12 protein-coding genes are annotated in these 12,064 nt (G+C 72.0%); 1 reads left to right on the forward strand and 11 read right to left on the reverse strand.

All coding sequences use genetic code 11. The features are described from left to right. Nucleotides 1-740: 740 nt before the first annotated feature. The 11 genes from AB0I21_RS20525 to AB0I21_RS20575 are packed head-to-tail and all read right to left on the reverse strand — an operon-like array spanning nucleotide 741 to nucleotide 10,884. The gene (locus AB0I21_RS20525) at nucleotides 741-1,751 is read right to left on the reverse strand and encodes an amidohydrolase family protein (RefSeq protein ID WP_360563197.1); all 1,011 of its coding nucleotides are present in this window, start codon (nucleotides 1,749-1,751) and stop codon (nucleotides 741-743) included. Continuing rightward, nucleotides 1,748-2,266 carry a 3-hydroxyanthranilate 3,4-dioxygenase gene (locus tag AB0I21_RS20530; RefSeq protein ID WP_360563199.1) on the reverse strand — a complete coding sequence of 173 codons (519 nt, stop codon included), beginning with the start codon at nucleotides 2,264-2,266 and terminating at the stop codon, nucleotides 1,748-1,750. Before AB0I21_RS20530 ends, AB0I21_RS20525 begins: the two co-directional genes overlap by 4 nt. Further along, complete coding sequence (locus AB0I21_RS20535; protein ID WP_360563257.1) at nucleotides 2,259-2,672, reverse strand: RidA family protein; 414 nt, start codon at nucleotides 2,670-2,672, stop codon at nucleotides 2,259-2,261. Before AB0I21_RS20535 ends, AB0I21_RS20530 begins: the two co-directional genes overlap by 8 nt. Next, a complete protein-coding gene (locus AB0I21_RS20540) occupies nucleotides 2,672-3,412 on the reverse strand; it encodes a fumarylacetoacetate hydrolase family protein (RefSeq protein WP_360563201.1) in 741 nt (246 codons plus the stop codon). Before AB0I21_RS20540 ends, AB0I21_RS20535 begins: the two co-directional genes overlap by 1 nt. After that, on the reverse strand, nucleotides 3,409-4,422 hold the full coding sequence (gene dmpG, locus AB0I21_RS20545; protein ID WP_360563203.1) for a 4-hydroxy-2-oxovalerate aldolase: 1,014 nt from the start codon (nucleotides 4,420-4,422) through the stop codon (nucleotides 3,409-3,411). Before dmpG ends, AB0I21_RS20540 begins: the two co-directional genes overlap by 4 nt. Then, nucleotides 4,419-5,300: an acetaldehyde dehydrogenase (acetylating) gene (locus AB0I21_RS20550; RefSeq protein ID WP_360563205.1), complete on the reverse strand. Its 882-nt coding sequence runs from the start codon at nucleotides 5,298-5,300 to the stop codon at nucleotides 4,419-4,421. Before AB0I21_RS20550 ends, dmpG begins: the two co-directional genes overlap by 4 nt. Beyond that, the gene (locus AB0I21_RS20555; RefSeq protein WP_360563207.1) at nucleotides 5,297-6,097 is read right to left on the reverse strand and encodes a fumarylacetoacetate hydrolase family protein; all 801 of its coding nucleotides are present in this window, start codon (nucleotides 6,095-6,097) and stop codon (nucleotides 5,297-5,299) included. Before AB0I21_RS20555 ends, AB0I21_RS20550 begins: the two co-directional genes overlap by 4 nt. Next, entirely contained in the window at nucleotides 6,094-7,548 is a 1,455-nt protein-coding gene (locus AB0I21_RS20560; protein WP_360563209.1) for a 2-hydroxymuconic semialdehyde dehydrogenase, read from the reverse strand. Before AB0I21_RS20560 ends, AB0I21_RS20555 begins: the two co-directional genes overlap by 4 nt. Next, nucleotides 7,545-8,858, reverse strand: coding sequence for an NAD(P)/FAD-dependent oxidoreductase (locus AB0I21_RS20565; RefSeq protein WP_360563211.1), 1,314 nt, complete (start codon nucleotides 8,856-8,858; stop codon nucleotides 7,545-7,547). The genes AB0I21_RS20560 and AB0I21_RS20565 overlap by 4 nt, the downstream gene beginning before the upstream one ends. Continuing rightward, nucleotides 8,855-10,072 carry a kynureninase gene (gene kynU, locus AB0I21_RS20570; protein WP_360563213.1) on the reverse strand — a complete coding sequence of 406 codons (1,218 nt, stop codon included), beginning with the start codon at nucleotides 10,070-10,072 and terminating at the stop codon, nucleotides 8,855-8,857. Before kynU ends, AB0I21_RS20565 begins: the two co-directional genes overlap by 4 nt. Further along, a complete protein-coding gene (locus tag AB0I21_RS20575; protein WP_360563215.1) occupies nucleotides 10,072-10,884 on the reverse strand; it encodes a tryptophan 2,3-dioxygenase family protein in 813 nt (270 codons plus the stop codon). The genes kynU and AB0I21_RS20575 overlap by 1 nt, the downstream gene beginning before the upstream one ends. Nucleotides 10,885-11,003: 119 nt before the next feature. On the opposite strand from AB0I21_RS20575, the gene AB0I21_RS20580 reads away from it, so the two are divergent. Continuing rightward, nucleotides 11,004-11,438, forward strand: coding sequence for an Lrp/AsnC family transcriptional regulator (locus tag AB0I21_RS20580; protein WP_360563217.1), 435 nt, complete (start codon nucleotides 11,004-11,006; stop codon nucleotides 11,436-11,438). Nucleotides 11,439-12,064: the final 626 nt, after the last annotated feature.

A 12,064-nucleotide genomic window follows, 5' to 3' on the forward strand; every position in this document is an offset into this window, starting at 1 on the left:
CCTCGGATCAGCTTGTTCACAGGATTTCACAAGCACGAAACCGCAGTCCGAGCGGCCCGAGGCAGCGGTCAGCGTGTTCGCGGGCGCCCGTCAGCGTCCGGGGAACCGCAGTGCGTCAGCACCCAGCAGCTTCGCGTGCCGCGCCTCGCTCAAAGGCCGGCCCGCTCGGCCACCGCACCGACCGGGCGCCGGGACCCACGGCCAGGGCGTGCGGCAGCCCGCTGTGTTCACCATCGGTGGGCGAGGCCTTCCTGATATCTCACGCCTTCCACCTCCGCAGCGGTCGCCATCCTCCGGAAATCCATTTTCAGTGGCTTGCTGCCCACCGCCGTCGGCGCCAGCGCACTGACCGCGTTCGCGATGTCCACCCTCTACGCCCTGCGACCCCGCATCGATGTGCCCGGCGCGGTCACCAGTGTCCGCTGGATCACCGAGATCCTGGCGCTGCCCCGGCTGTGGCGCTACGCCGTCCCGGCGGCCAGTGCCGCGGTCGAGGAGTTCTTCTTCCGCGGCGTGTTCCTCGGCGGCCTGCTGGCCACCGGCACACCGGTCTGGGCGGCGATCGCGATCAGCGGCGAAACGGCGGTGACCGCCGTGGTGGAGCTACCGGGCTGGCAGGTGGTGGGCTACCGGGCCCTGCCGACGTCGCGACCAGGTACGGCCCCGTTACCGGCGCCTCCAGCCGCGCGCTCGTCGACGGCGTCGTCGCCCTCGACCGGCCGGGCTCCGGCAACTCCTGATCAAGAAAACGCACCTGATGATCGGCCGAGGAACCGCAGTGCGTTGGCGCCCAGCAGCTTCGCGCGCTGCGTCTCGCTCAGGAAGCCGGCCCGGTCGACCACCGCACCGACCGGGCGCTCGCCCAGGGGATACGGGTAGTCGCTGCCGACCATGACGCGGTCCTCCCCCAGCGTCTCGACCAGCAGCCGCAGGGCGGCCGGGTCGAACACAACGGAGTCGACCGAGAGTCGGTCGACGTAATGCGACGGCGGGTGGGCCGAGCGGCCCCGGACCACGTCGCCGCGGCGGTGCCAGGCGTTCTCGGCCCGGCCGAGCCAGAAGGCGAAGCTGCCGCCGCCGTGCGCGAAGCAGATGCGCAGCGACGGTGGTACCGCGTCGAAGACGCCGCCGAGGATCATCGCCACGATCGACAGGTGGGTCTCGGCGGGCATGCCGGTCAGCCAGCGGGCCATCCACCGGTCCAGGCGCGGACCGGCCGGCATGTCCCACGGATGCACGAACACCGGCGCGCCCACCGCCGCGCAGTGCTGCAGGAACGACACGATGCCCGGATCGTCGAGGTCACGCTCGCCGACGTGGTTGCCGATCTCGACGCCGGCGTGCCCGTTGGCCAGGCAGCGGTCGAGCTCGGCACAGGCCGCGTCCGGGTCCTGCAGCGGCACCTGGCAGAACGGCACGAACCGGCCCGCGCCCTCGGCGGCCAGCTTCAGCGTCAGGTCGTTGAAGATCCGGGCGACCTTGACCGCCTGGGCGGCCGGACGCTCGTAGGAGAAGAACACCGGCGTCGGGGAGATCACCTGCAGGTCGACGCCATCGGCGTCCATGTCCTCCAGGCGCGTCGGCGCGTCCCACGTCGACGGGCCGATCGGCCGGAACTCGGTGGACCCCACCATGATCATTGCCGCGCGCTCGGAGTCGACGCGCAGCCACGGCCACCCGGTGCCGCCACACTCGGCCGCGAGGTCCGGCCAGCCGAACGGCACCAGGTGGGTGTGGACGTCGACCCTCATCCTTTGCCCGGGTGCACGGTGCCGCACCGGGTGCAGGTGCGCGCCGTCTCGTCCGCGTAGAACGCCTGGAACACGGGCGGCAGGTCGACCACGATGTCGCGGACCTGCAGCTCGACCTCGTGCACCTTGTTCCCGCACGACGGGCAGTACCACTGGAACTTCTCCAGGGTCCCCTCCTCGCGCACCCGCTCCACCACGATGCCGATCGAGCCGGCTTCACGCTGCGGCGAGTGGGGCATGTTGCCGGGCAGCAGCCACATCCCGCCCTCCTTGATGTGCACCGTGTCCGGGCCGTCGGGTGTCATGACGTCAAGGTGCATGTTGCCCTTGATCTGGTAGAAGAACTCCTCGTACGGGTCCACGTGGAAGTCGGTGCGCTGGTTGGGCCCTCCGACGACCATCACGATGAAGTCCGACCCGGTCGGGAACAGCTGCTTGTTGCCGACGGGCGGCTTGAGCAGGTGCTGGTTCTCGGCGAGCCAGTCGGGAAAGCTCACCGGGGACATGTCAGTCATCTCCACCTCCACGGGGGATCAGCGCGACGGCCTGGATCTCGATCAGCAGGTGCGGGTGCGGCAGCTGGTGCACCGCCACGGTGGTGCGGGCCGGTCCGCCCTCGTCGAAGAACTCGCCGTAGACCTCGTTGTAGCCGCCGAAGTCGTTCATGTTCACCAGGTACGTGGTCACCTGCACCACGTCGGCGAGCGACGCGCCGACTGCGGCGAGGATGCCGTCGATGTTGCGCAGCACGGCCCGCGTCTGCTCGCGGATGTCGAGGCTGGTCGTGCCCATCGCGTCCACCGACGCACCGGCGATGGTGTTGTCGGGCCGGCGCGACGACGTGCCGGAGACGAACGCGAAGCCACCCGCGACCTTCACGTGCGGGAACCGGCCGCGCGGTCGGGCCGCGCCCTCGACGATCACGACAGCGCCCGCAGGGAGGCGGTGCCCAGGCCCTCGATGACCGCGCGCACGTGCGCGCCGGGCGCCAGCGGCACCGCCGCTGTCGCGGCGCCGGCGAGCAGCACCCAGCCGTCCTCCAGCGGTACACCCGCGGAGGAGGCCAGGGCGGCGGCGGCCCTGAGGGCCCGGCGGGGATCGCCCAGAATGGCGGCCGTGGATCCGATCTGGACGACCCGCCCGTCGACCTCCAGCAGCACGCCCAGGTTGTCCAGGCCGGCCGGCAGCGGCTGCCAGGCGCCGACGACGAACGCGGCCGCCGAGGTGTTGTCGGCGATCACGTCGGGCAGCGCGAACTTGAAGTCGGCGTAGCGCGAGTCGATCAGCTCCAGCGCGGGCGCGACGGCGGTGGCCGCGCCGGTCGCGTCGAGGCGGAACGCCACCTCGGGCTCGACGCGGGGGTGGATGTACCGGCCGGCGTCGACCGTGCCGCCGTCCTCGATCCGCATCGCGTCGGTGAGCCGGCCCCAGATCACCTGGTCGACGCCGACCTGCGCCATCTTGGCCCGGCTGGTCAGGCCCAGCTTGAGGCCGACGAGCCGCTCGCCGCGACCCACCCGCCGCGCCACGAGCGCAGCCTGGATGCGGTAGGCCTCGTCGGCGTCGGCGCCGCCCTGCGAGACCACCTGGGGGATGGCCGTGCGGGTCCGCTCGGCCTCATCGAGCCGCTCTGCCAGGTCTGCCAGGTCTGCCGCGCTCATCCGCGCTCCTTCACCAGATCGAGGGCGACGTCGACGATCATGTCCTCCTGGCCGCCCACCATCCGGCGGCGGCCCAACTCCACCAGGATGTCCCGCACGTCCACGCCGAAGCGCTCCGAGGCCCGCTCGGCGTGCCGCAGGAAGCTGGAGTAGACCCCGGCGTAGCCCAGCGAGAGCGTCTCCCGGTCGACCCGCACGGGACGGTCCTGCAGCGGCCGCACCAGGTCCTCGGCCGCGTCCATGAGCGCGAACGTGTCGCAGCCGTGCTCCCAGCCCATCAGGTCGGCGACCGCCACGAAGACCTCCAGCGGCGCGTTGCCGGCGCCGGCGCCCTGCCCGGCGAGGGAGGCGTCGACCCGCACGGTGCCGTGCTCGACGGCGACGACGCTGTTGGCGACGCCGAACGACAGGTTGTGGTGGGCATGGATGCCGATCTGGGTGGCCGGGTCGAGCACCTGGCGGTAGGCGTCGACCCGCTCGGCGACGTCGCGCATGAGCAGCCGTCCGCCGGAGTCGGTGACGTAGACGCAGTGCGCGCCGTAGGACTCCATCAGCCTGGCCTGCTCGGCCAGCGCCGCCGGCGGGTTCAGGTGCGACATCATCAGGAAGCCGGCGACGTCCATGCCGTTCTCCCGCGCCCAGCCGATGTGCTGGGCGGCGATGTCGGCCTCCGTGCAGTGGGTGGCGATCCGCACGCTGGTGACCCCGAGTTCCCGGGCCTGCTTGAGGTCGGCGATGGTGCCGATCCCGGGCAGCAGCAGGGTGGTCAGCCTCGCGTCTGTGATCGCCTCGGCGGCGGCCGCGATCCACTCGGCGTCGGTGGCGGCGCCGCGGCCGTAGTTGACGCTCGACCCGGCCAGGCCGTCGCCGTGCGCGACCTCGATGGCGTCGACCCCGGCCGCGTCGAGCGCGGCGGCGATCGTGCGGACCTGCTCGACGGTGTACCGGTGCGCGATGGCGTGCATGCCGTCGCGCAGTGTCACGTCCTGGATGTAGAGCCTGTCGGTCATGCGTCCGCCATCCGCTCGGCGACCCGGAGCGCGGCGGAGGTCATGATGTCGAGGTTGCCGGCGTAGGCGGGCAGGTAGTGCCCGGCGCCGGAGACCTCGAGGAACACGGTCACGAGCAGCCCCTCGGGGTCGGCGGAGAACTGGACCTCCTGCTTGAGGCGGTAGCCGGGCACGTACCCGCCGACCGCCTTGACCATCGCCTCGACCGACGCGGCGATCGCGGTCCGGTCGGCGGCGCGGTCCGGGCAGACGCAGTACACGGTGTCGCGCATCAGCAGCGGCGGGTCGGCCGGGTTGAGCACGATGATCGCCTTGCCCCGGGCGGCGCCGCCGACGACCTCCAACGCGCGGGCGGTGGTGACGGTGAACTCGTCGATGTTGGCCCGGGTGCCGGGGCCGGCCGACTTCGAGGCGATCGAGGCGACGATCTCGGCGTAGGCGACCGGGCTCACCGCGCCAACCGCGGCGACGATCGGCACGGTCGCCTGCCCGCCGCACGTCACGAGGTTGACGTTGGGCGCGGTTAGGTGCTCGTCGAGGTTGACGGGCGGCACGACGTACGGCCCGATCGCGGCGGGCGTGAGGTCGACGACCCGGCGGCCGTGCGCCTGCAGCACCGCGTTGTTGTGCCGGTGGGCGCCGGCGCTCGTCGCGTCGAAGACGATCCGCACGTCGGCGAACTCGGGCATGGCGACCAGGCCGTCGACGCCGGCCGCGGTCGTGGTGACGCCGAGCCGCCGCGCCCGGGCGAGCCCGTCGGAGTCCGGGTCGATGCCGGCCATCGCGACCATCGAGAGCGACTCCGAGATCCGCAGTACCTTGATCATCAGGTCGGTGCCGATGTTGCCCGACCCGACGACCGCCACACCCACGGTCATGCCGCGCTCCCTTCGAAGACGGCCCGGACCGACCCGAGCCCGGAGACCCGCGCCTCGTACACGGGTCCGGCGGCCGTCACGGGCACCGGCACCATCGGGCCGAGCGCGCCGGACAGCACCAGGTCGCCGGCGCGCAGCGGGCGGCCAGCGGCGGCCAGCGTGGTGGCCAGCCAGGCGACCGCGTGCACCGGGTTGCCGAGGCAGGCCGCGCCCGCGCCGACCGACACCGGCTCGCCGGCGTGCTCCACCACGGCCCCGCACAGCCGCAGGTCGACGTCGGCCAGCCGGCGCGGCGCGGTGCCGAGCACGTACAGGCCGCTGGAGGCGTTGTCGGCCACGGTGTCCACGATGGAGATGTCCCAGCCGGCGATGCGCGAGTCGACCACCTCGATCGCCGGCAACAGGTATTCGGTGGCCCGGATGACGTCGACGACGGTGACCTGCTCGTGCGGCAGGTCGCGGCCGAGCACGAACGCGACCTCGACCTCCACGCGTGGCTGGAGCAGTCTGCCGGCCGGGATGGGGGCGCCGTCGGGCACGGCCATGTCGGCGTACAGCACGCCGAAGTCCGGCTGGAAGACACCGAACATGCTCTGCACGGCCGGCGAGGTCAGGCCGATCTTCGCGCCGACCGGCCGCCGCCCGGCGGCCTCCCAGTGCTCGGCCTGGGCCCGCTGCACGGCGTACGCCGTGGCGACGTCGCCCTCCGGCAGCACCGTCCCGCGCAGCGGCGGGATCGGGGTGCCGGTCTCGTAGGCGGCCAGCAGCGTGTCGGCCGCCTTCTGTACATCGGTCATGAGAGGTCCACGCAGACGTTGGTGAGCTCGGAGTAGAAGTTGAGCGAGTGGATGCCGCCCTCGCGGCCGATGCCGGAGGCCTTGACGCCGCCGAAGGGCGAGCGCAGGTCGCGCAGGAACCAGGTGTTGACCCAGACCAGCCCGGCGTCCAGCGCCAGGCCGGCCCGGTGCGCCCGGCCGACGTCGCGGGTCCACACGGTCGCGGCGAGGCCGTAGTCGCTGTCGTTGGCCAGCGCGAACGCCTCCTCCTCGGTGTCGAACGGCGCGACGTGGCAGACCGGCCCGAAGATCTCCTCGCGGTTGGTGCGGGCGTCCGGCGGGAGGCCGACGAGCACGGTCGGCTGGACGTAGGCGCCGCCGTCGCGGGCGTCGTCGAACGTCGGCATCCCGCCGCCGGTCACCACCGTGGCGCCGTCGGTGCGGGCGAGGTCGTAGTAGCCGAGCACCTTCTCGCGGTGCTGCATGGAGATCAGCGGCATCGTGCCGGTGCCCTCGTCCTGCGGCCATCCCCACGCCAGGGCGGATGCCGCCTTGCCCAGCCGGGTGACGAACTCGTCGAAGACCGGGCGCTGCACGTACAGCCGCTCGGTGCACAGGCAGACCTGGCCGCCGTTGGTGAAGCTGGAGCGCACCGAGCCGGCGACGGCCGCGTCGAGGTCGGTGTCGGCGAACACCAGGCCGGCGTTCTTTCCGCCGAGCTCGAACGAGACGGCCTTCACCCCGTCGGCGGCGGCCCGCATGATCGCCGAGCCGGTCGCGGACTCGCCGGTGAACGTGATGGCGTCGACGTCCGGGTGGCGGGTGAGGAACTCCCCCGCCGAGTCCGGCCCGAAGCCGTGCACGAGGTTGAAGACGCCGTCGGGCACGCCGGCGGCGGCCATCACCTCGGCGAGGACCGTCGCCGAGGACGGCGTCTCCTCGGAGGGTTTGACCACGACCGCGTTGCCGCAGGCGAGCGCCGGGGCCACCTTCCAGGTCAGCAGCAGCAGCGGCAGGTTCCAGGGCACGACGATCGCGACCACGCCGACCGGCTTGCGCACCGCGTAGTTGAGGGCGCGCCCGCCGGACGGGGTGACGGTGCTGAACGCCTCGGCCGGCGCCGCTGCCACGATGTCGGCGAACGCCCGGAAGTTGGCCGCGCCGCGCGGAATGTCAAGCGTCCGGGCCTGGGCGACCGGCTTGCCGGTGTCAGCGACCTCGGCGGCGACCAGGTCGTCGAAGCGCCGCTCCAGCTCGTCGGCGATCCGCCGCAGGACGGCGGCGCGCTCCAGCTCGCTGGTGCGCCCCCATGGGCCGCGCACGGCCGCCCGCGCCGCGGCCACCGCGGCGTCCACGGTGGAGCGGTCCGCCTCGCAGACCTGCGTGACGAGGTCGCCGGTGACTGGGCTGAGCTTCGGGAACGTCCGGCCGGTTGCGACGAACCGCCCGCCGACGAAGTGCCGCAGCGTCATCGCCGCCACCCCTTGACCACCGCAGCGCCGAGCGTGCCGAGCATGAGCGCGCCGACCGCCCCGAGCACCTGGTGCTGCCGCCGCACCCGGTCCCGCACCTGCGCGTAGGGCGTGGTGCTGAACGAGACCAGCTCGTAGCGGGAGACGTACCGGCCGGGCAGCGCGCGTTCCAGCGCGTGCTCGAGCTTCTTGCCGAGCTGGAACACCGGCGAGGCCACCTTGTCCCTCATCTCCACGAAGTTGTTGAGCGCCATCGTCGCGATCGCCTCGACGTCGTCGCGGCGGCGGGCCTCGAACAGCGGCAGCGCGGCGGCGAAGTCGTCACCGGTCTCGTCGAGCACCCGGTCGAGCACGACGCAGTCCTCGAACCCGCAGTTGGCGCCCTGCCCGTAGAACGGCACGATCGCGTGGGCCGCGTCGCCGATCAGGCCGACCGGGCCGCCCGGCGTCGCCGCCTGCCACGGCCCGCAGTGCACTGTGCCGAGCAGGCCGACCGGGTTGAGCCGGTAGTCCTCGACCAGGTCCGGCATCAGCGATACCACGTCCGGGTAGGCCGCCCGGAAGTGCCGCTCGATCGCGGCCGGGCTGCCCAGCGAGGCGAAGCTCGACGTGCCGCCGTTGGGCCAGAACAGCGTGCAGGTGAACGTCCGGTCCGGGTTGGGCAGCGCGATCATCATCGACGTGCCGCGCGGCCAGATGTGCAGCGCGCTGGGGTCCAGGGCGAAGTCGCCGTCCGGGCCCGCCGCGATGGTCAGCTCCTTGTAGCCGTAGTCGAGGAAGTCGACCGACTCGTCGAGCAGCCCCATGCCGAGCAGTTGGCCGCGCACCGCGCTGCCGGCCCCGTCGGCGCCGATGACGACGTCGGCGCTCGCCTTCGCCTCGCCGGCCGGCGTCGCGAACACCAGCGGGTCGAGCCCGGTGAGCCGGTGCTCGAAGACGATGCTCACCCCGGGGGTGGCGGCGGCCGCGTCGAGCACAGCGTTGTTGAGCGCGCCCCGGCTGATCGAGTTGATCGCCCGCTGCCCGTCGAGGCTGTACTGCTGGAAGTCCAGCTCCCCGGCGACCGGGTGGATCATCCGCCCGCGCATCGGCAGCGCGTCGACGAGCGCCCGCTCGTGCAGGCCGATGCGGCGCAGCGCGTCGATGCCCCGCTCCGACAGCGCCAGATTGATCGACCGGCCGCGCTCCGTCGCGGTGGTGCGCGGGTCGGGGCGGCGCTCGTAAACAGTCACGGTGTGCCCGCGTCGGGCCAGGTAGCAGGCGAGCAGGCTGCCGGTGAGCCCGGCCCCGATCACGGCGACGTCCGTCATGCCCCCACCTCGTGCGCGATCGCGGCGGCGGCCCGCCAGCAGTCGTGGTACGTCGAGTACAGCGGCACCGGCGCGAGCCGCACGATGTCGGGCTCGCGACTGTCGGCGATCACCCCGTGCCGGTGCCGCAGGGTCTTGCTCAGCCCGCCGGCGTCGGCGACGCGCAGCGACAGCTGGCAGCCACGCCGGGCCGGGTCGCGCGGCGTCACGACCTCGACGCCGATCGGGTCCAGCAGCGACTGCAGGTATGCGGTGAGCCGCTCGCTGCGCGCCCGAAGCGCCGGCATGCCCACCGCGTCGAACAGCTCCAGCGAGGTGCGCACCGGGCTCATCGCGAGGATCGGCGGGTTGGACACCTGCCACGCGTCGGCGGTCTGCGGCGGCCGGGCCACCGGCGCCATCTCGAACCGGGTCGCCGGCTCGGTGCTCCACCAGCCCTCGAACCGGGGCATGGCGCGGCCGGTGTGCCGCTCGTGCACGAATGCGCCCGCCACCGCTCCCGGACCGCTGTTGAGGTACTTGTACGAGCACCATGCGGCGAAGTCGACGCCCCACTCGTGCAGCCGCAGCGGCACGTTGCCGGCCGCGTGCGCCAGGTCCCACCCAACGACCGCGCCGGCCGCGTGCCCCGCCGCCGTGATCCCCGGAATGTCCATCAGCTCGCCGGTGAGGTAGTTGACGCCGCCCAGCAGGACCAGCGCGATACGGTCGCCGTGCCCGCGGATCGCCCCCAGCGGGTCGTTCGTGCGCACCACCGTCGCGTCCGGGTCGAGGCCGTGGAAGGCTGCCTGGCTGCGCACCGCGTAGCTGTCCGACGGAAACGCCGTGTCCTCCACGACGATCAGCGTGCGCACGCCCTCCGGCCGGTAGAACGAGACCATCAGCAGGTGCAGGTTGACGGTCAGCGAGTTCATCACCACCGTCTCGGCCGGCAGCGCGCCGACCAGGCGGGCGGCCGGGTCGCGCAGCAACTCGTGGTACGGCAGCCAGGGCCGCTCGGCCTCCAGATGCCCCTCGACGCCGAGCCGGGCCCACGCGTCGAGCTCCTGCAGCAGCTCGCCCCGCACGGCGCGGGGCTGCAGGCCGAGCGAATTGCCGGCCAGGTACGCCGTCTCGGGGTGGTCGCCGCCCTCGGCGGGTGGCACGTGGAACAGCTCCCGATGCCCCGGATCGCCGGCGTCGAGCCGCCGGGCCTCATCCTCTGCGAGCTCCATCAGATCACCGTCCGGGCCGACCACAGCTCGGGAAAGACGACCCGCGTCATGCTGCGGGTCAGCCAGGCCGCGCCGGAGGAGCCGCCGCTGCCGGGCTTGTTGCCCATTGTCCGCTGCACCGCGGTCAGATGCTTGTACCGCCAGTCGCCGAACACCTCGGCGACGTCGGTCAGCGCCTCGCCGAGCACGTAGAGCGCGTTGTCGCCGCGATCGTCGCGGTAGATCTCCACCCAGGCCCGCTCGACGTCCGGCGATGGCTCGTATTCGCGCGCGTGGTCGCGGTCCAGCACCTCACCGGGGATCTCGTAGCCGCGCCCGGCGAGCATCGCGATGACGTCGTCCCACACGCTCGGCGCGGCCAGGGCGGCGGTCAGGTCCTGGTGCAGGTCGGCCTGCCGCTTGAACGGCCGGACCAACGCCTCGCTCTTGAGCCCGAGCAGAAACTCCAGGTGCCGGTACATCGCCGACTGGAAGCCCGACGCCTCGCCGAGCAGCCCGCGGAACCGGTTGAAGTCGGACGGCGTCATCCAGTGCAGCCCGTTCCAGGCGGCGACGAGCCCTTCCAGGTGCAGCTTCATGCGGCGCAGCGGGGCGATGGCGCCCCACACCTCGTCCTCACGCAGGAGCCGCTGGGTGTCGCGCAGCTCGTGGCACGCCAGCCCGAACCACAGCTCCATCACCTGGCTGACCATCAGGAACGACATCTCGCCGGGGTCCTTGCTCAGCGGCTGCTGCAGCGAGTGCAGGGTGCTGGCGTGGACGTACGCGTCGTATGGGACCTGCTCGGGAAAGTCGAGAATCGGACCGCTCACACCCCAATCCTGGTACCGCGACCCACCTCCACGAAATAGTCCATCAACGGTCGTTTACCCTGCTCACGTACGGGACGGAAACCGTCCCGCCTGATCGACTTTTCGAACGGAAGGTCTCCGTGGACAGCATGGACTGGGCGCTGCTGCGCGAACTGCAGGACGACGGCCGGCTTTCCTACTCCGAACTGTCCCGCCGGGTCCACCTCTCACCCCCGGCGGTCGCCGAGCGGGTGCGCCGTCTGGAGACTGCCGGAGTGATCACTGGCTATCATGCACACGTCGACCTGGCCAAGGCCGGCCGGCACGTGGTCGGACTGATCCGGATGTCGTGCTACGGCGCACGTTGCGTGCTGCGCGCTCCCGAGGTGCTGGAGTGGCCCGAGGTACTGGAGGTCCACCGCGTGACCGGCGACGCGTGCTCGATCCTGAAGGTCGTGACGGCGACGATGGAGGACTTCGAGTCCACGATTGATCGTTTGGCCCCGTACGGCCAGCCGTCGAGCACCATGGTCCTGTCGACCCCGCTGCACTGGCGCCCCCTGTCGCCCCAGTAGGTGACTGGTGTCAAACGGTGGCCGCTACCGGCGTGGCGGTCATCGTTTCTACCTATTTCAGATAGTTGACTGGGATGGCGTTGTGCAGGGCGTCGCAGCTGTTGGACCTGCTGGACCCGGTCACCCAGTTCTGCGATCAGCCCTTCCCGGCAACTCGCGTCGCGATCGCCCGGGCCATCGCGTTCCAGCCGCGGAGATCGCCGAGGTGATCCTGCAGGCGGCGATCGACTGCGGGCGTTCCCGTGGCCAACCACGCGTCCGCCATCGCCGGTCCCGTATTGGACGAGGAGCACTGCGGTGCGCGGCGCGGCGGGCCACCCTCAGAAACCCCACTTGCCACAAGGACCGTTTGGTTCTCCGCTTCGCTGGTCGTCGTAGCGCTCCTGGGGGCATGACAGCCATTTTGACCGGGTCGGCGTGCCGGCCCTGATATTGCGCGCCGAAGCGGGCGTGCTACCGCCACAGGCCGGCCTTGTGCAGCGCAGTGTCGAGAGCGGGACCGGGTGCGGTCGAGATCGACGCAGATGTACAGAGGACTGCCGCTCAGTTTGGGATGCTGGCCTGCGGGGAACGCGGTGCCTGCAGGCTGCCCGAGTGGGGGCGTACACCGGTGGTCATCGCGTCGA

Source organism: Dactylosporangium sp. NPDC050588 (genome assembly GCF_040654975.1).
Taxonomy (GTDB): Bacteria; Actinomycetota; Actinomycetes; order Mycobacteriales; family Micromonosporaceae; genus Dactylosporangium; species Dactylosporangium maewongense.